The 23242-nt window shown below is 62.2% G+C and carries 25 protein-coding genes and 1 tRNA gene; 9 read left to right on the top strand and 17 right to left on the bottom strand.

The window, feature by feature from the left end; all coding sequences use genetic code 11:
- Positions 1-363 precede the first annotated feature (363 nt).
- The 4 genes from MY55_RS06830 to MY55_RS23985 form a co-directional block, all read right to left on the bottom strand.
- A complete protein-coding gene (locus MY55_RS06830; protein WP_065202149.1) occupies positions 364-2178 on the bottom strand; it encodes a DUF927 domain-containing protein in 1815 nt (604 codons plus the stop codon).
- Positions 2165-3187 carry a DUF7146 domain-containing protein gene (locus tag MY55_RS06825; protein ID WP_065202148.1) on the bottom strand — a complete coding sequence of 341 codons (1023 nt, stop codon included), beginning with the start codon at positions 3185-3187 and terminating at the stop codon, positions 2165-2167. Before MY55_RS06825 ends, MY55_RS06830 begins: the two co-directional genes overlap by 14 nt.
- A 90-nt stretch (positions 3188-3277) precedes the next feature.
- Positions 3278-3604 carry a DUF1484 family protein gene (locus MY55_RS06820; protein WP_065202147.1) on the bottom strand — a complete coding sequence of 109 codons (327 nt, stop codon included), beginning with the start codon at positions 3602-3604 and terminating at the stop codon, positions 3278-3280.
- The gene (locus tag MY55_RS23985) at positions 3601-3777 is read right to left on the bottom strand and encodes a hypothetical protein (RefSeq protein WP_167595291.1); all 177 of its coding nucleotides are present in this window, start codon (positions 3775-3777) and stop codon (positions 3601-3603) included. The genes MY55_RS06820 and MY55_RS23985 overlap by 4 nt, the downstream gene beginning before the upstream one ends.
- 327 nt (positions 3778-4104) lie before the next feature.
- On the opposite strand from MY55_RS23985, the gene MY55_RS23340 reads away from it, so the two are divergent.
- Positions 4105-4704, top strand: coding sequence for a hypothetical protein (locus MY55_RS23340; protein WP_152681558.1), 600 nt, complete (start codon positions 4105-4107; stop codon positions 4702-4704).
- Between the two features lie 34 nt (positions 4705-4738).
- Here the strand turns inward: MY55_RS23340 and MY55_RS06815 are convergent, their stop codons facing one another.
- The 9 genes from MY55_RS06815 to rsmI all read right to left on the bottom strand — a co-directional run bounded on the left by MY55_RS06815 (position 4739) and on the right by rsmI (position 12501).
- Positions 4739-5020: an Ogr/Delta-like zinc finger protein gene (locus MY55_RS06815; RefSeq protein ID WP_065202146.1), complete on the bottom strand. Its 282-nt coding sequence runs from the start codon at positions 5018-5020 to the stop codon at positions 4739-4741.
- A gap of 11 nt (positions 5021-5031) precedes the next feature.
- Positions 5032-6021 (bottom strand): P2 family phage major capsid protein, encoded by a 990-nt coding sequence (locus tag MY55_RS06810; protein ID WP_065202145.1) that lies wholly within the window; start codon positions 6019-6021, stop codon positions 5032-5034.
- 14 nt (positions 6022-6035) lie between these two features.
- The gene (locus MY55_RS06805) at positions 6036-6761 is read right to left on the bottom strand and encodes a hypothetical protein (protein WP_065202144.1); all 726 of its coding nucleotides are present in this window, start codon (positions 6759-6761) and stop codon (positions 6036-6038) included.
- Between the two features lie 30 nt (positions 6762-6791).
- Positions 6792-7262 carry a helix-turn-helix transcriptional regulator gene (locus MY55_RS24250; RefSeq protein ID WP_244270663.1) on the bottom strand — a complete coding sequence of 157 codons (471 nt, stop codon included), beginning with the start codon at positions 7260-7262 and terminating at the stop codon, positions 6792-6794.
- A gap of 576 nt (positions 7263-7838) precedes the next feature.
- Positions 7839-8504, bottom strand: coding sequence for a hypothetical protein (locus MY55_RS22580; RefSeq protein WP_208856027.1), 666 nt, complete (start codon positions 8502-8504; stop codon positions 7839-7841).
- Between the two features lie 400 nt (positions 8505-8904).
- Entirely contained in the window at positions 8905-10020 is a 1116-nt protein-coding gene (locus MY55_RS23335) for a hypothetical protein (RefSeq protein ID WP_157889269.1), read from the bottom strand.
- Positions 10021-10107: 87 nt separating this feature from the next.
- Complete coding sequence (locus tag MY55_RS06790) at positions 10108-11286, bottom strand: tyrosine-type recombinase/integrase (RefSeq protein WP_065202141.1); 1179 nt, start codon at positions 11284-11286, stop codon at positions 10108-10110.
- 242 nt (positions 11287-11528) lie between these two features.
- Positions 11529-11613: transfer RNA gene (locus MY55_RS06785), tRNA-Leu, on the bottom strand.
- Between the two features lie 57 nt (positions 11614-11670).
- Entirely contained in the window at positions 11671-12501 is an 831-nt protein-coding gene (rsmI, locus tag MY55_RS06780; RefSeq protein WP_043581047.1) for a 16S rRNA (cytidine(1402)-2'-O)-methyltransferase, read from the bottom strand.
- A gap of 60 nt (positions 12502-12561) precedes the next feature.
- Here rsmI and MY55_RS06775 point away from each other — a divergent pair, with 60 nt between their 5' ends.
- The 5 genes from MY55_RS06775 (at position 12562) to MY55_RS06755 (ending at position 15768) form a co-directional block, all read left to right on the top strand.
- Positions 12562-13701 carry a penicillin-binding protein activator gene (locus MY55_RS06775; RefSeq protein ID WP_047238724.1) on the top strand — a complete coding sequence of 380 codons (1140 nt, stop codon included), beginning with the start codon at positions 12562-12564 and terminating at the stop codon, positions 13699-13701.
- Positions 13698-14036: a YraN family protein gene (locus MY55_RS06770; protein WP_047257707.1), complete on the top strand. Its 339-nt coding sequence runs from the start codon at positions 13698-13700 to the stop codon at positions 14034-14036. Before MY55_RS06775 ends, MY55_RS06770 begins: the two co-directional genes overlap by 4 nt.
- Positions 14037-14059: 23 nt before the next feature.
- The gene (locus MY55_RS06765) at positions 14060-14650 is read left to right on the top strand and encodes a phosphoheptose isomerase (protein ID WP_043581041.1); all 591 of its coding nucleotides are present in this window, start codon (positions 14060-14062) and stop codon (positions 14648-14650) included.
- 2 nt (positions 14651-14652) lie between these two features.
- The gene (locus MY55_RS06760) at positions 14653-15240 is read left to right on the top strand and encodes a BON domain-containing protein (RefSeq protein ID WP_047244095.1); all 588 of its coding nucleotides are present in this window, start codon (positions 14653-14655) and stop codon (positions 15238-15240) included.
- 90 nt (positions 15241-15330) lie between these two features.
- Positions 15331-15768, top strand: coding sequence for a hypothetical protein (locus MY55_RS06755; RefSeq protein WP_043581037.1), 438 nt, complete (start codon positions 15331-15333; stop codon positions 15766-15768).
- 34 nt (positions 15769-15802) lie between these two features.
- Here the strand turns inward: MY55_RS06755 and MY55_RS06750 are convergent, their stop codons facing one another.
- The 4 genes from MY55_RS06750 to MY55_RS06735 form a co-directional block, all read right to left on the bottom strand.
- Positions 15803-17005 carry a sensor domain-containing phosphodiesterase gene (locus tag MY55_RS06750; RefSeq protein ID WP_043581035.1) on the bottom strand — a complete coding sequence of 401 codons (1203 nt, stop codon included), beginning with the start codon at positions 17003-17005 and terminating at the stop codon, positions 15803-15805.
- Between the two features lie 167 nt (positions 17006-17172).
- Positions 17173-18174 (bottom strand): Tim44 domain-containing protein, encoded by a 1002-nt coding sequence (locus tag MY55_RS06745; RefSeq protein ID WP_043581033.1) that lies wholly within the window; start codon positions 18172-18174, stop codon positions 17173-17175.
- A 66-nt stretch (positions 18175-18240) separates the two neighbouring features.
- On the bottom strand, positions 18241-18927 hold the full coding sequence (gene tsaA / locus MY55_RS06740) for a tRNA (N6-threonylcarbamoyladenosine(37)-N6)-methyltransferase TrmO (RefSeq protein ID WP_047237833.1): 687 nt from the start codon (positions 18925-18927) through the stop codon (positions 18241-18243).
- 52 nt (positions 18928-18979) lie between these two features.
- Positions 18980-19729: a GNAT family N-acetyltransferase gene (locus MY55_RS06735; protein ID WP_043581029.1), complete on the bottom strand. Its 750-nt coding sequence runs from the start codon at positions 19727-19729 to the stop codon at positions 18980-18982.
- A 193-nt stretch (positions 19730-19922) separates the two neighbouring features.
- Here MY55_RS06735 and mnmG point away from each other — a divergent pair, with 193 nt between their 5' ends.
- The 3 genes from mnmG to MY55_RS06720 are packed head-to-tail and all read left to right on the top strand — an operon-like array spanning position 19923 to position 23238.
- On the top strand, positions 19923-21824 hold the full coding sequence (gene mnmG, locus MY55_RS06730) for a tRNA uridine-5-carboxymethylaminomethyl(34) synthesis enzyme MnmG (RefSeq protein ID WP_047237834.1): 1902 nt from the start codon (positions 19923-19925) through the stop codon (positions 21822-21824).
- Positions 21821-22450: a 16S rRNA (guanine(527)-N(7))-methyltransferase RsmG gene (rsmG, locus tag MY55_RS06725; RefSeq protein WP_047244099.1), complete on the top strand. Its 630-nt coding sequence runs from the start codon at positions 21821-21823 to the stop codon at positions 22448-22450. Before mnmG ends, rsmG begins: the two co-directional genes overlap by 4 nt.
- The gene (locus tag MY55_RS06720) at positions 22447-23238 is read left to right on the top strand and encodes a ParA family protein (protein WP_065202140.1); all 792 of its coding nucleotides are present in this window, start codon (positions 22447-22449) and stop codon (positions 23236-23238) included. The genes rsmG and MY55_RS06720 overlap by 4 nt, the downstream gene beginning before the upstream one ends.
- Positions 23239-23242: the final 4 nt, after the last annotated feature.

The following is a 23242-nucleotide window of genomic DNA, read 5'->3' as shown; positions in this document are numbered from 1 at the left end:
GCAAGCACAATCGTTTTTAGTCACTTTGCGTGAGTCGTATTTGTAGGTTCGCCGTGGGGTTTGCAAGAGCGCTCTGCAATCATACTAGGGTAGCCTTCCTGAAGGGAGGGGCTGATCGCTCGAAACTAGGCCTTGTTTATTTTCTTACGTATGTAGCAAAAACCGCTGCCAACGCTGCCAACACTGCCAACTCGTCGGTAAGTGGCTGATTAGTATGGGTTTAGTTGTTGGCAGTGGCGGCTAAAGCACTGCCAACAGGAGGGGGCAAACTGCCAACTGGGCGGGATGGGGTGGGTGAACTGCCAATTGACTGCCAACACTGCCAACTCACTGCCAACAGATAAAGTCATATAAATCAGTTAATTAGATAGGTGTTGGCAGTGTTGGCAGTGGGTTTGGCCTCACGTGAGAAATTTTTCGCTTACTCTTCCGCTTCGCCGTCGTGCGGATGCAACTGCATGCGGTAGACCTGGCCCACGCCTTTGCCGCCATGCACGGTCCAACCGGCGCGCCCCCCTTTGGCCGTTGCAGCATCCCCGCCCGGTACAGCACTTCGCAGGCATGCCGCACTTCATAGCCGGCGATGACTTCGCCCTTGAACGCGCCCGGCGTCACCAGAAACACCGCTTCGCCTTCCAGCGTGTAGCGCTTGTAGCCCATCAGGTTGGGGACCAGCGGGTCGCTGTCATTCATCGGCAGCAATACGAAGCGGGCGTACTGGCTGGCTTGCAGCACGGCGGCGGCCTGGTCGATCAAGCGCGCGTCGTCGCGGTCTTCGATGCCGAAAGCTTGCATCCAGCGCTGCCAGGTGGTTTCTACGCCCTGAATCGCCTGTTCCACCGTCCATCCGGTCAGGCCGGCATGACTGGCCATCTCGGCCGCCGCCGACAGAATGGCGAATTTGCGCGTCGCGCGGCGGACTGTGGGTGCGGCGCCTTCGGGCACGGCCGCCAGCATGCGCTGTTGCGATTGCTCCACCCACTGCACCGCCGCCGCCCGGTTGTCCTGCAGCCAGGCGACGAAGGCGCGGCCGACCGTGCCGTAATGGCTGCGCGCATGGCGGGTCAGCTCGTCGGCGAACACTTCGCCATTGCTGCGGCCGTGGATGTGGTCGAAGGCGCGATAGGGGCCGGTGTCGGCCGGGATGTCGAGCAAGCGGATTTCCTGCCCGCCGCGCGGCGTCTGGCCGCCTTCGGTCAGATACTGGCTCATGGCCACTTCGCCGGTGGAAAGCATGGTCAGCTTCCACGAACGGGCGGCGCGGTTGCCGCCTTCCTTCGCGCCTTGCAGTTTGGACACGCCGTTCAGCATGCTGTAGATGGCCGGGCCGATCTTGCGGGCGTCGCCGGAGCCGACTTCATCCAGATAGATCATCATGTCGTTGCTGGCTTCGGCCTCGTTGGTCAGCCCTAGTGCGGTGCCGGACCAGGTGTGCAAGGTGCGCTGCGGGTCGCCCCACACGCTGGCGGCGGTATCGGCGCAGGTGCTCTTGCCCGAGGAGGAATTGGTGTACAGATGCAGGCCGATGCCATCCCGCGCCCCGCACAAGGCCAAGAGCGGGCCGGCCAGCGCGCAAGCGATGGTGGTCATCGCCAGCGGGTTGCCCAGCGCCAGCGCGCCGACCGTGCTTTGCCAGTCGGCCAGGCTGCCGGCCGGATGGTAGGCGCTGGCATCCTTGGGCCGGCCGTTGAAATGCATCTTGCGGTTGGGGCGGCCGATGATGTCGCCGTTCGGCAGCACAAACGCGCCATGCTGCCAGCCCGACATATTGACGATGTCGTGCCACTCGGTGGAGCCTTCGCGCTGCAGCCAGTGAGCCAGCCGCGCCTGGCCGCCGCGGTCGGTGGTCAGCGTCAGGCCGCCTTTGCGCAGCAGCGCCCAGCCGGCGCGCTCGCCGATGTCGGCGCTGGGCAAGGCGGTGGTCATGACTTCCCCATTGCCCTGGCGCTGCCATTTGACGATGCGGTGATGGTTCCCGTCCGCATCCGTCCCGCAGCCCAGCAGCTCCATCTTGTCGCTGAGCCATTCCGGCGGCTGCTCCAACAGCTCGCCGGTATCGCGGTCGCGTTTGACGGCGATGTAATGCACGCCATCGCGGTTCACTTCATAACGCGGGCCGATGGCCAGCGCCGGGGCCTTCGCGGCCATCTTCAAAGCCTGCTTGTCAGCGCTGCCCATTCGGTTCTCCTTGTTCGTTCAACACATCCAGCCAATCGCTATCCGGCCGCTCGGGAATCAGCAGATGGACGGGCCGGCCGTCCTCCTGCATCCGCCGCGCCAAGCGCCGGGCGGCGTTCTGGCCGGCCTGGTTGGCGTCGTTGTCGGCCATCACAAACAGCGCGCTCACTTCATCCGGCAATACCGCATGCGACAGCCCCCAGGCCGACAGCGCCGCCCAGCACGGCAGCCCGCTGCCCTCGCGCACCGCCAGCGCGGTTTCGATGCCCTCGGCCAGCGCTAGCCGGCCGTCTGTGGGCGGATAGAGCCGAACGGCTGCGCCGGACAGGTCGCCGGAACGGCCCAAGGCCAGTTTCTTCGCCGGCAGCGCTTCGCCGCTGACGGGGTGACGCAGCGCGGCCTTGTGGCCGTCGAGGGTCAGCCAGGTGCGATGCAAACCCACGTTGATGCCTTGCGGCGACGTCACCAGCGCCAGCATGGCGGGGAAGTGGCCCAGCAGCTGCGGCCGGCCGTGCAAGGTGATCCAGTAGGCCAAGGCTGGGTGATAGCGCAGCGCGCGGGGGTAAGCGGTCAGGCTCAAGCCTCGGCGCAGCAGATAGCGGCCCACCGGGTCATCAGCCTTCACTGGCCGCGCCGCGCGCCACAGCTGCGCCAGGCGCTCGCGTTGGTCTCGTTGCGGATGTGTGGTCGCGGGTGCGGCCGACACGCGCGCCGGCTCCCCCTTCGCCCCGTTCAAGACCTGGGCGACGGCTTGCGCCGCGTGGAAGAAGTCGCCGCCTAGCCAATGTTGCGCCAATACGAAGCCGTCGCCGCCCTGGCTATCCAGGGCGCGGCAGACGAAACGGCCGCTGCCCTTGTCGATCCATTCGAAGCGGTCGCTGCCGCCGCAAGCCGGGCAAGGCTGGTTGCGGCGCTGGGTAAAGACCTCGGCAGGAATGCCCAGCGCCATCAGGATGTCCGGCCAGCGGTCGCGGGCCTGCAGACGCAATTGCGCGAGATCGAGCCTCATGATTGGGCCTCCCATTGGATGACGCCAGACAAGCCGGGGGCGTCTCGCCCGGTGCGCGGGAGAGGGTTTCTAGCATGCATGGGTGGCTCCTTAGAGCAGTTGGCCGATGTCGGCGCTGGCGTCGATGACTTGCTGCTGCAGCGGAGCCAGCAGCCCGGCCAGGCGCTGCGCCGGCAACGGTTGGTCCTCGGCGCAATCCAGCAGCTCGACCAAGCCTTGCAGACCGTCGCCGGTGCGCGCCAGGCGCGACACGCCGGCGCTGACGGTGTGTTCGATGCCCTGGCACAAGCTGGCCAACTGGCTCAAGGGGTCGCGCAAGGCGGCGTGTTCGGGCGAGTTGGCCAGCAATTGCAGCTGGGCCAATTGGTGATGGACGGCGGACAACGCCAGCGGGGCAATCAGCGGCAGGGCGTTCATGCGATCACCTCCACAGCGAAGCCGGCGGCGGTGCGATGAATCAAGGCGCGTTGCCCCTGGGCGACCAGCAAAGCGGCGAGCGCGCGGGCTTGGGCCTCGTTGGGCAGCGTGGAAACGGGACGGGTACTTTGAGGGAATAGGGCGCGGAAAGTGCGCAGGGCGATATTGGGCATGTTGTGCCTCCCTACTGAGCGTTAAGCCCGTCCCTCGTCGCCAAACGGGGGAGGCGGGCGCATGGCAGGGTTGGCGAACCGGCAGTAAGGAACCGGCATACCCGAAGGTATCCCCACCACGGCCCGCCATAGAAAAGGACGCACCAATGGTGTGTGACGGACGTAAAAATAGCCGCAAAAGGCGGCTGTCCGCCTTACTGTTCAGGTCGCCAAACCCGGTCGCGCTATTGAACACGACGCGGTAATGGTGCGGGAATCGTGCGGGGCTGTCAAGCATGTGATTCACATATTGCGTTTGAGCGGTGCATTTCATATGGGTACAATTGCGTGGGATTCGATTTTTGTTTTCTATACAGGCCCTGGCAGGGGCCTTGTTCTAAAGGCATTGCATTGAAAGTTAATAAAAAAGACCAGCGTACTTGCCACGATTTTCCTCCGCCAAATGTTTGCAATGTTCTATGTCCGGCATGTGAAAAAGAAATCATGTTTATCCGCACAAGCCGGGAGGTTTACGCGTATCACAAAGCATATTTTTTGCAATGCAAAGAGTGCGGGCATACAGAAACCAGAATAGAAAAGGTGTTGTGGAGTGTCTCGGATGAGAATATCCGCGCGGACGAAATTCTCGATCTTTTCACCCCTGGTGAGATATCTAATGATTTGTATGTTCATGCAAGTAATCTCATGCTGATGGATTTGATTATTCGATCCAGTATTTCTTCGTGCAAACAGGAAATGAAGCGATTAAAAAGGGAGCTTGAGTCTGTTCATGAAAAATATGAAGCGGTTTTAGATATTGCTTATGATAATGACTTGACTGATGATGAAATCAATCGGCAATTGGAAATGGCATCGGAAATATCTCATGCCGGTGTAAGAGGATGGCTTGCCAAGCATCGTGAAAAATTAAAGGTTGTATCCAAATGATAGAAATGGCCCGCCCTCCAGCGGGCCATTTTCATTACTTCAAGACTTTGTGCTGAATCCGGCCGGGCGTAACGGTCAGCGCTGGCGGCGGCGCGGGTTTGGCCAAGCTAGACAGCGCGCGCAGCCGCTCGGGCGGTATCAGCGCGCCGCCCTTGATCGGCTGGGCGACGGTACGCGGCTCGCTTTCCATCGTCTTGTACTGGTGGCAGCAGTCGTCATTGCTGCAGTTGTAGTAAATCTCCTTGGCGGTGGCGGTCAGCATGCGGCTGGTCCGCACTCTCGACACCGCGCCGCACAGCGGGCAGGGAAAGGCCATCTTCGGTCTCCTCAGTCCACGATCTCGACGTCTTCAATCAGCGCGCAGGCGGCCAGGTTCTCGACTACATAGGCATCTTCGCTGGAGTGGTAGAACAGCACGCTGTTGATGGCGGGGTCTTCCTGATAGCGGTAGCGCACGGCGTTTTGGTTGAAGTACAGCGACAGGTTGTCCAGGCGGGTAATCAGGATGCTGTCGCCGGGGAAGAAGGCGGCTGTCGCGGCTTGCAGGCCGCCCAGGCGCTGCTTGTGGAATACCAGATCGTCGACGGGCGCGGCTTGGCCGTTTGACTCGCACACCGCATCCGGCAGCAGGTCCGCGCCCACCAGCGCCACCAGCAGCGGATCGTCGCGCCAGGCCGGCGCAAGCAGGTGGTTGACCGCATGGCGCACCAGGCGATGCAGGTTGTGGAAACGCTGGCCTTCGCCGACGCGCACGCGCTCCAGGCAGGCTTTCGGCGCTTGCTCGCGAATTTGCTGCAGCCAGCCGACATTGACGTCTTGCAGCTGCGGATGTTTGGCCCGGTCGGAGTCTGCGGCGCGCATCAGGCCACGGAAGCCGATCATCACCCGGTCCAGCAAGATGCGGCGCTCCAGCGTGTGCCGCGCGCGGGCCTCGAACAGGGCTTGGTCTTGCGTCTCGCTCATCCAGGCGTCCAGCATCTCGTAATCAAACGCCGCGTCGAAGTTGGTCTGCCGGCAGAAGTATTGCGCCGGCTGCCAGGTCTTTTGCGCCGGCTGGCACGCATGGCGGTTGGTGTCCACCGTGGCGGCCAGCGTGCCGGCGAGGTCGAAGTTTTGCGAACGGCCTTTGATGTTCGCCACGCCGAGGATGTTGATGGCGGACAGCAGCCGGCTATGGGTCTTCAGCGCATTGATGCGGGCCTGCGCAGCTTGCGGCTCCGGGGCGGCGTGGCAACTGTCCTGAGTTTGATGCGCGTCCATATGGCTGAAATAGCGGCCGATGAAGTGGTCCAGGGCTTGGCGGGTCGTGTTTTGCATGGGGTTGTTCTCGCTTAGCGGTTGATCAGGGCTTGGTATTGCGCGTCGCGTTCGGCTTGATAGCGCATGCGGGCCAGCGGGTTGTGCTGCATCGAGGCGGGTTCAGCCAGCGGCGGCAGCGGATGGTTGAGCAGAGTCAGCAATTCATCCGGCTCCGCCTGCGGCGCGGCTTGTAGCGCCTGTTGCAGCTCGCCGGGCAGCTGCGCGGCATAGAACTCATCTTGATTTCTGCGCAGCTCGGCGCGGCCGAACAGCCGCTCGATGCAAGCCCTGGGCGCTTGGTCCAGCAGCAGCGCCAGCACCGGCAGCTGTTGCCCCCATTGGGCGATTTGGTCGTCCAGCACCGCGTTCCAATACTGGTGGCGCAGCGCCTCGCGCTCCTTGGCCAGGGCTTGGCGCTGCTCGAACAGCGCTTCCTGCTGCACTTCCGCCTGAATCTTTTCTTCTGCGGCGATCTTCAGCGTCTCCTCGGCCAATTCCAGATTGGCCATCTCCTTGCTCTTCAGCTCGCGCACAGCCTTGGTGGGAATGCCCAGGGTTGCGCGCATCGCCTGGCGGCAGTCCTTGCGCGTCTGCTCGGCTTCATTGCGCAGAGCTTCGGCGGTTTGGATGCGGCGGGCGGCGCTGTCGGCCAGGGTCTGCCAGGCGTTGAGGTCTTGCTCGAAGGTGGCCAGGCGTTCGGTCAGGCCGGCGACGGCGAAAGCGACGGTTTCTTGGGTGTTGGGGTTCTGGATATGCATGTTCTGAGTCCGGGTGCGTTTATTGGGGGGTTAGGCGTGGCGGGCAGCGATGCGTCCAGCCATCCAGACATCGATTTCAGACGACAGCCAGGCCACGCTTTTACCGCCCAACGGCACCGGGGCCGGAAAGCTGCCGCGCTTGATGGCGTCGTATACCGACGAGCGGGACAGGCCGCACGTAGAGATGACTTCCGGCAAGCGCAGAAAGCGCAGCGGCTGGGCGGTGAGCGAAGGGGCAATGGCGGTCATTGGATTTGTCCTTATCGTTTTGTCTGAATATCGGTGGATGCAATCGGATACGCCGATCAGCGAATGCAGTATTTCAGAAATTTCAAATCGAGTTTGGCGGGCTTGTTGTGTGGAATCGCCACACAACAACGAAACTTGAAAAGCCGGAAAAACACGGATTTGGCTATTGACGACAGACGAGGAAACGGAAATCAGCAGGGCAATTACTGAATAACTGGACCATATCGGACGAATACGGATCGCACCGGACACACTCGGCGGCAGATTTAGGCGGGAAGCGAGAGGAAAGGGCGAAAAGGTCAGTCAGCGAAAAGCGCGAATGCATGCATAGAGTGCATGAGAACGCATGAATTTTGGCAGGGAGAAAACAGCGAGCCAAGCCATACGGTGCGGGCCTGGAGCGGGTTCATGCAGGTGCATGATTAGCGGCACATGAAGCGCGGGGGCGAGGCGGGGCTTCGATGGCGCGCGCTGGGGGCTGGAGGCAAAGAGAGGCCATTAATGCCCGGCAGTGCTGCCAGGCATGGCAGACGTGCGTCATGCGAACGTAGCTCATTGGAGAGCAGCATTCAGCAGCGGTTATTTATGGGACAGGTAGATGGGCCAATTGAGCATTAAAACGCATGCTGTGGCAGGAATCGATCCAAAGAAGAGGTTAGAACTCAATCTGTTAATATCTTCCCATTTGTCCGGAGTTGTCAGTCTACCAATCGATAACAAAAGACTGATTAACACATAAACTTGGACACGTTTCCTACGCATTGTCGATTGGTACGCAACTCGATTTCATCAAAAAATTATCGAATATGCAACTGGCCCCAAAACTGGTTATTTTGACGGATCTCCTCGACCAATACATCCATTTTCAAAGTTAGCTGTCTTGATGGCTGAGCAACGATCAGCATTTGCACGTAGTAAGGAAAATAGCTGTTCGGAATCTAATGAAATTGCTTGGACTGCAAAACGTCCATCAGACTGCAAAACATGAAAGCGAATTTCAGTTCGTGGTGCGGATTTTTTATTAATTGCAACACCTAGCATTTCCAAGGAGTCACGGTAAGATTCGCCTTCGTTCAGAAGCGGAATAATATCAAATGTAATTAACTGACTGCCTGGGTTTATGATGGCTTCAGAATCATTTCTCAATTTAACTTTAGTCGCAGGTGCTAGGTATTGACTGTCTACCCACGCTTTTATAAGAGAGGCTGGTGCATCGCCACGATTAATTGCAACGACTCTAAGAGTTGTGCCATCTACTGATGGCATCATGAGTGCCGCCTCTGAGTGAGGCTTGTGAACAATTTTATAAATTGGAGGTACTACAATTCCAATAACGGAAATAAGTGCAGTCAGTAGGGCGACTGCTGTACTGGAAAAGGGAACGAATTGGCGCCAGTCTTGATAGGACTTGCACACTGAGCACATCTTCGCCCCTGCTGGTATTTTGCTTTTGCACTGATTGCATAGAATCAATTTTTTTCGAATGCTAGGCACCGAATCTCCTAAGGTAATTTTTAGCATCAAGCCCATTTCAGGTAGTCGCTTTTCAGAAAGATATTAACTCTGATTTAAATTTGGTGCCAAGAATTGCATGCAATTTGTGCATGTGTTAGAAAATTTAAATTAGCCAAAATTTGTGGGTGTAACACTAAAAATCTTGTACAGTTAGCTTATTCGTGGAAGCTAGTAATGCGTGCGATGAAAAATGAGTGACGATCTTGGACGAGAATTTGATCTCAAATCACCGGCATATACAACGAAAGCTCTGGTTAAATGTCGACTGTAGTTAATGAAAGAAAACAACTCGAAGCGGCCCTTCGCCTTCGAAAAAGCAGACCTTCATGTTTTTCTTTGACTGCGCCAGATTTTTAGCATTAAGACATGATAGTATCCGCTAATGAGAGTGCTTTGTCTGGTGACGGACCTTCCAGAGAAAGTAGTGTTGGAATTCTTTTAATTGACTTTGTTCTTTTAGCTCATCAATCTTATCTGCTACCATTTTTACTCCGGCAGCAGCTAGGCCGGATACGAGGAAAAGCTCAGGCGCCCCTAAGTACGCTGCCGCATTCAATCCAAGTAGGCCGATAACCATCCCTTTTTTGCGTAACGATGAAAGATTTTCGATTTTCTTGAAAGTCTTTTCTACATCACTTACACCCGCATCAATCATGTTGCGTTGAACGTTGCGCACTTCTGCGGCGAACTGTTCGGTATTGACAGCTGCCTTGACGGTATTGAGTGAGTTCAGCATTAGGCGGCTAAAGGTCTCGAATTCTTCGTGGTAGTCGTATTTTATTTTTGCCAGAGTATCTAGATCGAGGCCATCCAAGCAGGGGAACTGCAATGAAAACAAAACATCGAGCTGCTCCTTGGTTAGCCAATCTACAGAGTGATGGAAGCAAGGCGAGGTATTGAAGTATGCAGAAAGATCCACTCTCTGACGGAGGAACTCATGCTCCATTTCAAGTGAAGGAATAAATGGAGCATACGCAAGCCGCCCTGACTCAAGAAGCGGCCTACCGGGACCGGATATCCACTGTACAATCTCTCTTGGAGTACCTCTATCCATATCCATGGCGTAAGCGGCGTGTAGCCCATTTTTCAAGGTCTTGGCGGTGGATGTCCAGAACGGTGCAGGGCTCATTAAGGTTAGGGGAGAGGGTTGTAACTTCTCTAGCTGAGAAACGATTTCGTCAGCATAGCCAGGTTTGTAACTCCCTGTTGGCGCTAAATATTCGGGCTCGAGGAGCTCTAGGTTACGGGGAGGTTCTGGTAACAATCCACGCAAGACAATGGTGTCGGCAAGAAGAAATAATTTTTGCGACATCTGCTCAAGCGCGCGAACACTCGGAGCATCAATAATCAGCTTCAGCCCAGGCTGTGCAGTGAGAGCCGCAGAAAGTGCAGGGGTGTTTGCGCGATACCAGAAGTTCAAGAGAGGACCGAAGTCCTCAGGGTCTTCTTGGCATGTGAAGTCAAATAAATCGCGTTGGATTCGGGCTAACAGCATTGCTATCACACCTCTCGTATTGCCATCGAAGGTCTCATCGAGCCATAAACATAATCCAGGCGCGCTGAAATGTCTGCAATTGAGATATCACCTTGATTGATGGCTGTCTAAGAATTCTGCGTACCACTGCATCATTTTCCTGCGCTCTTCTAAATACTCAGCTCGATGGTAGGCGGCGCGTATTTTATTGCGCTCGGCGTGAGCGAGCTGCTTCTCTATGATATCTGGATCAAAGCCTTCTTCGTTAAGAACTGTGGAAGCAAGGGCACGGAAGCCGTGAGGGGTTGCCGTGCCTTTGTAGCCCATGCGTCCCATGGCATAGCCCAGCGTGTTCTCGGACATCGGTTTCTTGAGGTCAGTCACGGCGGGGAAGAGCAGCGCGCTTTTGCCGGTCAGCGGGCGTAGTTCTTTCAGCAGCTCCAGCGCCTGGCGCGATAGAGGTACAAGGTGGGGCTCGCGCATTTTCATGCGTTCGGCTGGAATACGCCATTCGGCGCGTTCTTCATCAAACTCTTCCCAGCGCGCGGCGCGCAGTTCGCCAGGACGGACGAAGGTCAGCATCAGCAGATGCATGGCAATGCGTGTCGGAATGTAGAGAGGTTCGGTCGCCAGGCGGCGGTAGAACTCGCGCAGCTCGCCGCGTGGCAGTGCTGGGCGGTGTTCCACCTTCTTTGCGCGTATCGCCCCTACTAGGTTGACTGCTGGGTTATCGGTGGCCCTGCCGGTTTGGATCGCAAAGCGGATAATGGCGCTGATGCGCTGCAAAACCCGTTGCGCGGTTTCAACTGCGCCGCGTTTTTCGATTTTGAGAATGGTGTTCAGGATGAGAGGGGCGGTCAGGTCGGGTACGGGCAGCTTGCCTAGGTCGGGGAAGGCGTCTATCTCCAGCGAGTCCATCACTCGCCTCGCATGATCTGGCGTCCAGCGGTCGAGCTGCTTTTCATGCCACTCTCTGGCCACCAATTCGAAAGCGTTGGTTGCCGCGATCTGGGCGACAACCTTGGCTTCTTTCTTGGCCTGGCTGGGATTGATGCCTTGGGCGAGCTGTACTCGCGCCTCGTGGGCTTTCTGGCGCGCATCGCTCAAGCCGACAGCGGGGTACTTGCCTAGGGCCAGGATGCCGGCCTTGCCTTGAAAGCGGAAACGGAAGCGCCAGAGCTTGCCCCCGGATGGGGACACTTCGAGATAGAGGCTTTCGCCGTCGGCGAGTTGGTAGGGCTTGTCTTGGGGTTTGGCTTGCCGGATGGCAAGGTCGGTCAGGGCCATGTGCATAGATTCCTGTGTATAGATTCGCTCTTGGTGGCGATGGGCGCGCAGCCTTGAGCTGCGGGCCTCTGAGGAGGGTGTGTATAGATTTTAGCCCTGCGTTGGCATCTATACACGGTTCTATACACAAAAATGCTGGATCTGGCCGGATGAGTCCGGACGGAAATGGACAACAAAAAACCCGCAAAGCCTTGTGCTGTGCGGGTTTCCTGGTACTTCTCGGACTCTCTCGGAGTTGTCGCTGGTGCCCAGAGTCGGACTCGAACCGACACGCCTTGCGGCGGGGGATTTTGAATCCCCTGCGTCTACCAATTTCGCCATCCGGGCGACACCTGCGAGACACGGATATTAACCTTGCGCCAACGGCTTGTAAATAGTTGGCGCTCAGTCTTTTTTCAGTTTTAGCGCGTGGTCGTACAGCTGCTTGCGGTTGGCGCCGGTGATCTGGGCGGCCAGGGTGGCGGCCTGCTTGGTGGGCAGCTCCGCCGCCAGCAGCTGCAGCACGCGCAGCGCTTCGGCCGGCATGTCGTCTGCGCCGGGGGCTGCGGCCGGCGCGGCGTCCAGGATCAGCGCGATTTCGCCGCGCTGCTGGTTGCTGTCGGCCTTCACCCATTCCAGCAGTTCCGCCGCCGGCAGCGCGTGGAAGGTTTCAAAGGTTTTGGTCAGCTCGCGGGCTATCATCACCCGGCGTTCGCCGCCCAGTTCCGCCACGATGTCCTGCAGCGCGTCGACGATGCGGTGCGGCGCTTCGTAGCAGATGGTGAGGTGGGGCGCGTCCAGCCATTGCTGCAGCGTCTTGCGGCGCTCGCCGCTTTTGGGCGGCAAAAAGCCGTGAAACAGGAAGGTGGGGGCGGTGAAGCCGCTGGCGGACAGCGCGGCGATCACGGCGCTGGCGCCGGGCAGCGGGCGCACCGGGTGGCCGGCGGCGCGCACGGCTTCCACCAGCCGCGCGCCGGGGTCGGACACCGCCGGGGTGCCGGCGTCGGACACCTGGGCCACAATCTGGCCTTCGCCCAACCAGCGCACCACTTGTTCGGCCATGCCGCGCTCGTTGTGTTCGCGCAGGCTGACCAGGCGCTTGGCGCGGATGCCATATGCGGATAGCAACTGGCCGGTAACCCGCGTATCCTCGGCGCAGACGACGTCGGCCGCTTCGAAGACCGCCAGGGCGCGGGCGCTGATGTCGGCCAGATTTCCAATGGGCGTGGCCACCACATATAATGTGCCGCGACAGAAACTTTCCCTGGCAGCATCAAGCAGGTGGGCGAACGACGTATGCAAAGACTGACTCCGCTGTTGGTTGGCGTCTTGTTGACTTGGTTGGCGCCGGCGATGGCGCAAACCCCCGACTATATCATTCAAAGCAATAGCGCGCCGATCCGCGCGCTGAGCGCGCCGCCGGGCCAGACGCCGCGGCTGGCGCCGGCCCAACCCGTGGCGGCCGCGCCATTGGCGGCGCTAGCCAGCGCGCCGGCGGCCAGGAGCGCGGCCCGCGCCCGGGTGCGCATAGGCGTGATCTTGCCGGTGGAATCGTCGGCGCTGGGCGAGGCCGCGGCGGTGGTGCGCAGCGGCGTGGAGGCAGCGGCGCAGGTGGAGCAGAACGCCGAGCTGGTGAGCGTGGACGCCACCACCGACAACGTGGTGCAGCGCTACCGCGCCGCGGTGGCCGACGGCGTCAACGTGGTGATCGGCCCGCTGTCGCGCGAGGCCATCGCCCAATTGGCGCCGGCGGTGACGGTGCCCACCATCGCGCTCAATTCGATCGACCGCCAGGCGGCGGCCAATCCCAAGCTGTTTTCGCTGTCGCTGGTGGTGGAGGGCGAAGCCCGCCAGCTGGCGCGGCTGATGCGCGACGACGGCCGCGTCAATCCGCTCCTGGTGGAGGGCGGCGACGCGTTGTCGCAGCGGCTGGCCAAGGCGTTTGCCGACGAATGGCGCGCGCTGACCGGCAAGGACGCGCAGCGCCGGCCGTTTGACGGCGGCAACCTGCCGGCGCTGCTGGAGGCCAGCGGCCAGGCCGATGCGCTGGCGCTGGCGCTGGACGCCGCCCAGGCGGCGAAGCTGAAGGCGGCGCTGACGCCGGACATGCCGGTGTACGGCACCTCGCAATTGAATATCGGCGGCAATCAGCCGGAGCTGGCCGGCGTGCGCTTCATCGACATGCCGTGGTTCCTGATGCCGGACCATCCGGCGGTGAAGCGCTACCCGCGCCCGGCCGCCGCGCTGACGCCGCAAACCGAGCGGCTGTACGCGCTGGGTATCGACGCTTACCGGCTGGCGGTGCAGATGGCGGCCAGCCGCCCCGGCGCGGCGGTGCGGCTGGACGGCGTGACCGGGGACTTGAAGCTGGGCCGCGACCGGGTGTTCGAGCGCCAGCTGCCGGCCGGCGTGATGGGCGGCAACGCGCTGCGATGAACCAGGCGGGCCGCGAAGCCGAAGACCGCGCGCTGGCGCTGCTGCAGGCCCAGGGCCTGAAGCTGGTGGCGCGCAACTGGCATTGCCGCGGCGGCGAGATCGACCTGATCATGCGCGAGGGCGCGTGCCTGGTGTTCATCGAAGTCCGCCATCGCGGCGGCAGCCGCTTCGGCAGCGCCGCCGACAGCATTACCCAGGCCAAGCAGCGGAAACTGCTGCTGGCCGCCGAGGTCTATCTAGCCAGCCACAAGATCGACGCGTCCTGCCGCTTTGACGCGGTGGTGAGCGTGGGCGGCGCCAAGCCGCAGTGGCTGAAGAACATTTTCACGCAGTAAGTTTGAGAGAAGGGGATCCCCCAATGGATCTGATTGACCGGGTCAACGGCCATTTCCTGGAAAGCATCGCCGCCAAGCAGGAGGCGATGGAGCTGCTGTCGCCTGGCGTGGCGGCCGCCGCGGAGCGGATGGTGGCCTGCCTGATGAACGAAGGCAAGATTCTGGCCTGCGGCAACGGCGGTTCCGCCGCCGACGCCCAACATTTCGCCGCCGAGATGGTGGGCCGTTTCGAGAAGGAGCGTCCGGGCCTGGCGGCCATTTCGCTGGCCACCGACACCTCGGCGCTCACCGCCATCGGCAACGATTACGATTTCGACATGGTGTTCTCCAAGCAGGTGCGGGCGCTGGGCCATACCAACGACCTGCTGCTGGCGATCTCCACTTCCGGCAACTCCGCCAACGTGATCGAGGCGATTTACGCCGCCCACGAGCGCGGCATGAGCGTGATCGCGCTCACCGGCAAGGACGGCGGCAAGATCACGGAAATCCTGTCGCCGGAAGATATTCATTTGAACGTGCCGTCGCTGCGCACCTGCCGGATCCAGGAAGTGCACATCCTGCTGATCCACGCGCTGTGCGACGCCATCGACTGCATGCTGTTGGGAGGGGAATGAGAATGAAGCGTAGTGTATTCGCATTGTTGCTGGCCGCCGGTTGCGCCAGCGTGTTGAGCGGCTGCGTCGGCCTGGTGGCCGCGGGCGCAGCCGGCGGGGCGCTGGTGGCGTCCGACCGCCGCACCAGCGGCGCGTATGTCGACGATCAGGCGATCGAGCTGAAATCCGGCGAGCAGATTGCCAACCGCCTGCCGTCCTCCCACGTCAACCGCACCAGCTTCAACCGCGCGGTGCTGCTCACCGGCGAAGTGCCCAGCGACGAGGCGCGCCAGCAGGCCGAGCTGATCGCGCGCGGCATTCCCAATGTGCGCCGCGTCTACAACTACACGGTGGTGGCGCCGGTGTCCGGTTTTTCCGAGCGCAGCAACGATACCTGGCTCACCAGCAAGGTGCGCGCGCGGCTGCTGGATGGCAAGGGCGTCAATCCCAACAACGTCAAGGTGGTGAGCGAGGCGGGCGTGGTTTACCTGCTGGGCCTGGTGACCCAGGGTGAAGGCGCCGAGGCGGCGCGGGTGGCCAGCGAAACCGCCGGCGTGCAGAAGGTGGTGACGCTGTTCGAATACATCCAGGATGTGACCCCGGCGCAGTAAGGCTGGGAGAGAGAAGCGGCGGTCCATGCGGGCCGCCGTTTTTTTTGCGGGGCGCATCGGCCCTGCTGCGTGATGAAACGAGAGAGAAAAATGAAAAACAAGCTGTTGTTGCCGCTGGCCTTGCTGCCGGTTTTGGCGTGGGCGGACTGCGGAGCCGGGGCGAAGACGGTGTTCGCCTGCACGACCAAGGCTGGCAAGAAGGTGGAGCTGTGCGATGCGGGCAAAACCATCCGCTATGCCTTCGGCAAGCCAGGCGCGCCGGAAATCGCGCTGAGCGTGGAGCGCAAGCGCGCGAGCACGGGGCAGTGGACTGGCGTGGGTTCGCCGTCCTATACCGTGAATGTGCCGAACGGCGATACGGTTTACACCGTTTTCTGGGGTGTTGACAGGAATGTCGAAAGCCTGCCGGTCGAGGCCGGCGTGCATGTGTATGTGAAAGAGAAGTGGGCGGCTACGGTGTATTGTTCCGGCAAAAAGCCGATTTTGCAGGAAATGGAAGACATCAAGCTGCCGGCTGAGGTGATCTAGCCGGACGGCAGGGCGGCCCGGAGGCCGCCCTTTTTCATACGGTGCTGGCCTGCGGCACCAGCAGGTCGGCGCACAGCACGTGCATGTATTCGTCGATCTCTATCGCCATCGACATCGTCACGCAGGAGCGCGGGTCGGTCATCGACAGGTAGGGCTCGCTCATGTACAGCACGCCGGGCTGGTCCACCGCGTGCTGGAAATAGCTGCGGCGCGACCACACCGCGCCGGTGGTGTCGGCCAGCGGCGCGTAGCGCGGGTCGGTGGCGGCGGTGGACTGGCGGCTGTTGAGGTTGCGGCCTATCTGCCGGCCCTCGCTGTCCAGCAGGAAGCAGCGGATCACGTCCGGCAGGCTGAGCATCGGTTTGGCGGCCAGGTCGAACGGGGTGCCCTGCATCAGCGAGATGGCGCTTTGCACGAAGCATTGCCGCGCCAGCTCGATCTGGCGGCGGGTGAGCTTGCGCTTGAGCAGCGCGTGCGCCATCAATTCGTCCCAGCGTTCGTCCAGCTTGGGGGTGATGATCTCGTCGCTGGTAGGCTGCTCGGCCGGGTGGGCGATGAAGTAGCCCTGGATCAGGTCGCAGCCGGAATCCATCGCCACCAGCACGTCGCGTTCGGTTTCTATGCCTTCCACCACCACCATCGCACCAATCTCGTGCATCAGCCGCACCAGCCTGGTCAGCAGGCTGCGGCTGCGCGGCTGCTGGATGGCGTTGCGCAGCAGCTGGCGGTCGAATTTCACCAGGCTGGGCTCCAGCTGGCATACCCGCTCCAGGTTGGAGTGGCCGACGCCGAAGTCGTCGATGGCGATCATGAAGCCGTTGTTCTTCAGGATGTTGACGCCTTCGATCAGCGCCTCGTCCACTTCCAGCACGTGCTCCAGCACTTCCAGCACCACCTTGTGCGGCTCCAGGCCGGCCTGGCGGATGTTGTTGACCAGCGCCATCGCGCGGTCGGGGCGCGACAGCGAGGCGGCGTCGAGGTTGAGAAACAGCCAGCGCGGCTGATCGGACGGCAGCTGCAGAAAGCGCTGGATGTGCGCCTGGCAGACGGCCAGGTCCAGCTGGTGGCGCTTTTCCGGCGAGACGGCGGTGTAGAAGGCCTCGGCGGGGCTGAGCGCGACATCGCCCTGCTCGGCACGCAACAGCGCCTCCACGCCTATGCTGCGCCGATGCGCCAGGCTGTAGATGGGCTGAAAGTGGCTGCCGATTTTCAGGCCGGCGTGCTCGAATGCTGTCATGGCGATACTGCCTCCTTGTGTCCGGGCTCTGTTGGTCCGTATCCCCGCTGCTCAAGCAATCGGCATTCCAGTTTAGTGCATGGCCGTTAAAATAAAAAACGGGCCCCAGGGCCCGTCGTCAACGAGTGTTAAGCCGGCGGGAAAAACCACATCCCGCCGGGCCAGCCTCAGTCTTGCTGGATGCCTGCCACCAGCCACTTGCCGCCGGTGTTGCCATCCTTGATGTAGTGCCAGGTTTCGCCAAACGGCGCCAGCGGGGCGTTCACTTCTTCGCTGACCTGGCCGGAGAAGCGCACGCTGGCGATGTAGCGGCCGTTCTCGACGCTGGCGTCGGACAGCTGGCAGTCCAGCTGCGGGAAGTCGGCCACGGCGCCGTTGTCGGCGATGTCGCCGCGCAGCGCTTCGAACAGTTCCGGCGTCAAGTACTTGCGCACTTCCTCCAGGCTTTCCGGCGTGTTCAGGCTTTGCAGGTGCAGGAAGGTAGCCTTGGCCTGGCGCAGGAAGTTGGGGGTTTCGGTGCCGTCGGGCAGGCGCGCAGGCGCGCCGCCGGCCGGCGCCGCGCTGTTGAAGCCGCCGCCGAAGCCGCTGTTGCCGTTGTCAAGGCCGGAGCCGATCTTGGGCACGGCGTCGAAACCGCCGGCCTGGCTGTTCATGCCCTGCGGCATGCCGGCCGGTTGCGGCGCGTTGGCGGCCGGATTGCCCGCTTTGCGGCGGAAGAACATCATGCCGCCGACCAGGGCCAGGCCCAGCAGCGCCAGCATGCCCCAGGGCATGCCGCCTTTTTCCTGTTGGGCCGGGGCCGATTGCGCGGCCTGCTGGGCGGGTTGTTCGACCGGCGCGGCGTTTTGCTGCGCCGGAGCCGCCTGTTTCTCATTGCCGGAAGAGCCGATCATGTAGCCGGCCGCGGCGCCGACGGCGCCGGCTGCCAGCGCGGTGCCGATGCCCGGGCCGGATTTCTGCGGCGCGGCCTGGGCCGGCGCGCCCGGACGCGGAGCCGGCGCGGCCATCGGTTGCGGCGCCGGGGTGCTGGGTTGATAGGTGCGGGTGGGGGCGGAGCGCTGCATGCCTGCGCTCTTGCCCTTGCCGAGGCGCGCGGCTTCGGCAAAGGGAGTGGCCAACACGGAAACCATGGTGAAGGCGAGTACGATCGTCTTCGCGCGAGTGGTCATGTTTTATTTTCCTGAGTGGTTTGAGTTGCCCGGGTATGACCGGGGAGATGCGATTTAGTTTTGGTTTTATTCAAGAATTTCAAGCACCGTGGCGATGTCTTCGCGGATGCCGAAGCGGATATTGTAGCAATACAGCGACACGCCGTAGACGCGACCGGGGTCGTCCTGGTAAGCCGGGCGCGGGTCCTGCGCCAGCACCTGCTCCACCAGCAGCGCCAGATCGGGCGGCGCGGCCAGCGTGGCCAGCTGCCGCAAGGCCTGTTCGCTCCATCGCACCGTCAGCTGCGGCGGCGGGCCGTCGACGAAGCCGCCGCGGGCTTGTGGCCGCGATTCCACGAACGGAATATAAGGCTTGATGTCCACCACCGGCGTGCCGTCCAGTAGGTCGGCGCCGGCCAGATGCAGCCGCACGCCGTTGTCGCACTCCACGCCGGCCAGCTCCACCAGCGACAAGCCCAACGGATTGGGCCGATGGGTGGCGCGGCTGGCGAACACCCCCACCTTGGCGTTGCCGCCCAGGCGGGGCGGGCGCACCAGCGGTTGCCAGCCGCGCGCCATGGTCTGGTGGAAGATGAAGCTGATCCAGACATGGGAAAACTCGGACAAGCCGCGCACGCAGTCGGGGTGGTTGTAGGGCGGCAGCAATTCCAGGGTGACGCGGGCGGCGTTGACCAGCGACGGCTGGCGCGGGATGCCGAATTTTTCGCGGTAGGGCGAGCGGATCACGCCCACCGCTTCGAAAGCGTAAGTCATGCCCGGATTGTAGCATCCGCGGGCCGCGGCGCGGGGCGCGCGCCCCGCGGACTCAACCGATGAAGTGCTTGTTGTAGCGCGCGTTCAGCCGGCTCATCGGCAGCAGCATGAAGAAGTCGGCGCAGTTGAAGTCCGGGTCCCAGGCCGGCTCGCCGCAGACGTGGGCGCCGGCGCGCAGATAGCCCTTGATCAGCGGCGGCAGCGGCACCGGCGCGGTGTCGTCCACCACTCGGTCCAGCGGCAGCGGCAAGTGCGGAAACACCCGCCATTCCGCCGGCGCCAGGTATTGGCCCTCCAGCTGGCGATACAGGCTGACCGCCTGGTGGCCACCGTCGGTCAGCGACACGCTGGCGCAGCCGGCCAGGTATTCGCCGCCTCGCTGGCTCACGTAGTCGGCCAGGCCCGACCACAGCAGCGCGATCACCGCGCCGGAGCGGAAGTCGCGGTGCACGCAGGAACGTCCCATTTCAATCAAGCCATCGCGCAGATGGGAAAGGCGGGACAGGTCGAATTCATGCTCGGAGTACAGGCGCGGCGCGCGGCGCGCGTTGGCGGGGGACAGCATTCGGTAGGTGCCGACCACCATGCCGCTGTTGTGGTCCTCGACGATCAGGTGGTCGCACAGCTCGTCGTATTCGTCGCAATCTATGCCCAAATCCCGCGACGCCAGTTCCGCGCCCATTTCGCCGGCGAAAATGTCGTAGCGCAGCTTCTGCGCGCGGCGGATGTCTTCGGCGCCGGCGGCCAGGCGCACGGCCAGCCGCGGTTTGCTTCTGCCTGCAAGCTGTTCATTTAGCAGCATGTTTTGCCCCCTGTGGTGATGAGCCACATGCTAGGGGGGCTGTTTGACGCGCTAATGTCCGCGCGATGACCTTGTGATGACCGTGGCTTGACGATAGCGTTACGCGCTTGGATTTATTGAAATCAAGGACTTATCAGCTAAACCGTTTTGGCGTAGAATAGGCCGTTTTTCCGCCAGATTTGCTCTTTCAGCCATGATTTATCCGACAAGCTTCGACGTGATAGTGGTGGGCGGCGGTCACGCCGGCACCGAGGCCGCGCTGGCCGCGGCGCGCATGGGGTGCGCCACCCTCCTTCTGACGCACAATATCGAGACCCTGGGTCAGATGTCGTGCAACCCGTCGATCGGCGGCATCGGCAAGGGCCATCTGGTGAAAGAGGTGGACGCGCTGGGCGGCGCGATGGCGCTGGCCACCGACATCGGCGGCATCCAGTTCCGCACGCTCAACGCCTCCAAAGGCCCGGCGGTGCGCGCCACCCGCGCGCAGGCCGACCGCATCCTGTACAAGGCCGCCATCCGCGAGATGCTGGAAAACCAGCCCAACCTGACGCTGTTCCAGCAGCCGGTGGACGACCTGTTGATGGACGGCGACCGCGTCGCCGGCGCCATCACCGCCATCGGCATCACCTTCCGCGCCAAGACCGTGGTGCTGACCGCCGGCACCTTCCTGTCCGGCAAGATCCACGTCGGCCTGGAAAACTACACCGGCGGCCGCGCCGGCGACCAGGCGGCCAGCACGCTGGGCGCGCGCCTGCGCGAATTGAACCTGCCGGTGGGCCGGCTCAAAACCGGCACGCCGCCGCGCATCGACGGCCGCAGCGTCGATTTTTCCGTGATGGAAGAGCAGCCGGGCGACACGCCGGAGCCGGTGTTCTCCTACCGCGGCAAGCGCGACATGCACCCCAAGCAGTTGCCGTGCTGGATCACCCACACCAACGAGCGCACCCACGACATCATCCGCAGCGGCTTCGACCGCAGCCCGATGTTCACCGGCGTGATCGAAGGCGTCGGCCCGCGCTATTGCCCGTCGATCGAAGACAAGATCAACCGTTTCGCCGACAAGGACAGCCACCAGGTGTTCCTGGAACCGGAAGGCCTGACCACCCACGAATTCTATCCGAACGGCATCTCCACCAGTCTGCCGTTCGACATCCAGCTGGCCGCCGTGCGCTCGATCCGCGGCATGGAAAACGCCCACATCCTGCGCCCCGGCTACGCCATCGAGTACGACTACTTCGACCCGCGCGGCCTGAAGGCCTCGCTGGAGACCAAGGCCATTCAGGGCCTGTTCTTCGCTGGCCAGATCAACGGCACCACCGGCTATGAAGAAGCCGCCGCCCAGGGCCTGCTGGCTGGCCTCAATGCCGGCTTGTACGTGCGTGAGCAAGCCGCCTGGTGCCCGCGCCGCGACGAGGGCTACCTCGGCGTGCTGGTCGACGACCTGATCACCAAGGGCGTGTCCGAGCCGTACCGCATGTTCACCAGCCGCGCCGAATTCCGCCTGCAGCTGCGCGAAGACAACGCCGACCTGCGCCTGACCGAAATGGGCCGCAAGCTGGGCCTGGTCGGCGATGCGCAATGGGACGCCTTCTGCCGCAAGCGCGATGCCGTGGAGGCGGAAAAGGCGCGGCTGGCGGCCACCTGGCTGCATCCGTCCAAACTGCAGGCCCCGGACGCGCTGGCGAACGTGTTGGGCAAGCCCATCGAACGCGAATACACGCTGTCCGACCTGCTCAAGCGCCCCAATGTCGCCTACCGCGACCTGATGTCGGTGCCGGACGCCGCGGCCGGCGCGCCGGAGCTTGACGAGGTGGTTGCCGAGCAGGTGGAAATTCAGGTCAAATACCAGGGATACATCAACCGCCAGAACGAAGAGCTGGCGCGCCGCGACAATCTGGAAGACATCCGTCTGCCGGGCGACATCGACTACAGTCTGGTGAAGGGCCTGTCCAAGGAAGTGCAGCAGAAGCTGAACCAGCAGCGCCCGGAAACCATGGGCCAGGCTTCGCGCATTCAGGGCATCACCCCGGCCGCCGTCGCCCTGTTGATGGTGCACTTGAAGCGCGGCTTCACCGACGCCACGAAAACCGCATGACACAACATATCGCAGAATTGCAGCAAGGGCTGGCCGCGCTGGCCCTGGACTTCACTGAATCGCAGCAGGTTTTGCTGCAGCGCTACCTAGCGCTGCTAGTGAAATGGAACCAGACTTACAATCTCACCGCCATCCGCCAGGAAGAGCGGATGGTCAGCTATCATCTGCTGGACAGCCTGAGCCTGGTGCCGCACCTGGCCGGCGGCGCGCGCATGCTGGACGTCGGCTCCGGCGGCGGCATGCCGGGCATTCCCACCGCCATCGCGCGGCCGGATATGCAGGTGGTGCTGTTGGACTCTAACCACAAGAAAACCACCTTCCTGCGCCAGGTGGTGGTGGAATTGGGCCTGGCCAACGTCCAGGTGGTGACCGACCGCGTCGAGGCCTATCAGCCGGAGCAGAAGTTCGATCGCATCACCAGCCGCGCGTTCTCGGAACTGGCCGAGTTCGTCAAGCTGACCCGCCACCTGATGGCTGAAGACGGCCAGTACGTGGCGATGAAGGGCGTGTATCCGTATGAGGAAATCGCCTTGCTGCCGCAAGGCGTGGCGGTTTCGGAGGTGCTGCCGGTAACGGTGCCGGGGCTGGACGCCGAACGCCATCTGGTGAGGATGGTGCTGCAATGAATCCACGCGTGATCGCGGTGGCCAATCAGAAGGGCGGGGTGGGCAAGACCACCACCGTCGTCAATCTGGCGGCCGGACTGGCCGAGCTGGGCAAGCGGGTGCTGATCGTCGATCTGGACCCGCAGGGCAACGCCACCATGGGCAGCGGCATCGCCAAGCAGTCGCTGGAGAAATCCGGCTATGACGTGCTGTTGGGCGAGGCCAGCGTGGAGGAGGCGCGCCAGGACGCCAAGGCGGGCGGCTACCATGTGCTGCCGGCCAATCGCGATCTGGGCGGCGCCGAGCTGGAGCTGGTCAACGAGCTGGCGCGCGAGGCGCGGCTGAAGAGCGCGCTGGCTGAGGTGGAAGACCAGTACGACTACGTGCTGATCGACTGCCCGCCGTCGCTGAACCTGCTGACCCTGAACGGCCTGGTGGCCGCGCACAGCGTGCTGATTCCGATGGTGTGCGAATACTACGCGCTGGAAGGCTTGTCCGACCTGGTGTCCACGCTGCGCAAGGTGCGGCTGGCGGTCAACCCCAAGATCGAGATCATGGGCTTGCTGCGCACCATGTTCGACGCCCGCAACAATCTGTCGCAACAAGTGTCGGCGCAGCTGGCGCGCCACTTCGGCGACAAGGTGTTCCAGACCGTCATCCCGCGCAATGTGCGCCTGGCCGAGGCGCCCAGCCACGGCTTGCCGGGGCTGGTCTACGATCGCAACTCGCGCGGCGCGCAGGCTTACCTGACGCTGGCGCAAGAGCTGATCGAACGACTAGAACCCGCAACCGCAACTCCCACCGTCTGACAAT

Source organism: Chromobacterium subtsugae, assembly GCF_001676875.1.
GTDB classification, from domain to species: Bacteria; Pseudomonadota; Gammaproteobacteria; order Burkholderiales; family Chromobacteriaceae; genus Chromobacterium; species Chromobacterium subtsugae.
The sequence above is the reverse complement of the archived record's forward strand: the minus strand, read 5'-3'. Positions and strand labels throughout refer to the sequence as shown.

Bases quoted from the DNA above. Each gene is read 5' to 3' on its own strand.
- MY55_RS06830 (WP_065202149.1), bottom strand. From the start codon at position 2,178: ATGGGCAGCGCTGACAAGCAGGCTTTGAAGATGGCCGCGAAGGCCCCG.
- MY55_RS06825 (WP_065202148.1), bottom strand. From the start codon at position 3,187: ATGAGGCTCGATCTCGCGCAATTGCGTCTGCAGGCCCGCGACCGCTGG.
- MY55_RS06820 (WP_065202147.1), bottom strand. From the start codon at position 3,604: ATGAACGCCCTGCCGCTGATTGCCCCGCTGGCGTTGTCCGCCGTCCAT.
- MY55_RS23985 (WP_167595291.1), bottom strand. From the start codon at position 3,777: ATGCCCAATATCGCCCTGCGCACTTTCCGCGCCCTATTCCCTCAAAGT.
- MY55_RS06815 (WP_065202146.1), bottom strand. From the start codon at position 5,020: ATGGCCTTTCCCTGCCCGCTGTGCGGCGCGGTGTCGAGAGTGCGGACC.
- MY55_RS06810 (WP_065202145.1), bottom strand. From the start codon at position 6,021: ATGCAAAACACGACCCGCCAAGCCCTGGACCACTTCATCGGCCGCTAT.
- MY55_RS06805 (WP_065202144.1), bottom strand. From the start codon at position 6,761: ATGCATATCCAGAACCCCAACACCCAAGAAACCGTCGCTTTCGCCGTC.
- MY55_RS23335 (WP_157889269.1), bottom strand. From the start codon at position 10,020: ATGCTGTTAGCCCGAATCCAACGCGATTTATTTGACTTCACATGCCAA.
- MY55_RS06790 (WP_065202141.1), bottom strand. From the start codon at position 11,286: ATGGCCCTGACCGACCTTGCCATCCGGCAAGCCAAACCCCAAGACAAG.
- MY55_RS06775 (WP_047238724.1), top strand. From the start codon at position 12,562: ATGCAAAGACTGACTCCGCTGTTGGTTGGCGTCTTGTTGACTTGGTTG.
- MY55_RS06770 (WP_047257707.1), top strand. From the start codon at position 13,698: ATGAACCAGGCGGGCCGCGAAGCCGAAGACCGCGCGCTGGCGCTGCTG.
- MY55_RS06765 (WP_043581041.1), top strand. From the start codon at position 14,060: ATGGATCTGATTGACCGGGTCAACGGCCATTTCCTGGAAAGCATCGCC.
- MY55_RS06760 (WP_047244095.1), top strand. From the start codon at position 14,653: ATGAAGCGTAGTGTATTCGCATTGTTGCTGGCCGCCGGTTGCGCCAGC.
- MY55_RS06755 (WP_043581037.1), top strand. From the start codon at position 15,331: ATGAAAAACAAGCTGTTGTTGCCGCTGGCCTTGCTGCCGGTTTTGGCG.
- MY55_RS06750 (WP_043581035.1), bottom strand. From the start codon at position 17,005: ATGACAGCATTCGAGCACGCCGGCCTGAAAATCGGCAGCCACTTTCAG.
- MY55_RS06745 (WP_043581033.1), bottom strand. From the start codon at position 18,174: ATGACCACTCGCGCGAAGACGATCGTACTCGCCTTCACCATGGTTTCC.
- tsaA (WP_047237833.1), bottom strand. From the start codon at position 18,927: ATGACTTACGCTTTCGAAGCGGTGGGCGTGATCCGCTCGCCCTACCGC.
- MY55_RS06735 (WP_043581029.1), bottom strand. From the start codon at position 19,729: ATGCTGCTAAATGAACAGCTTGCAGGCAGAAGCAAACCGCGGCTGGCC.
- mnmG (WP_047237834.1), top strand. From the start codon at position 19,923: ATGATTTATCCGACAAGCTTCGACGTGATAGTGGTGGGCGGCGGTCAC.
- rsmG (WP_047244099.1), top strand. From the start codon at position 21,821: ATGACACAACATATCGCAGAATTGCAGCAAGGGCTGGCCGCGCTGGCC.
- MY55_RS06720 (WP_065202140.1), top strand. From the start codon at position 22,447: ATGAATCCACGCGTGATCGCGGTGGCCAATCAGAAGGGCGGGGTGGGC.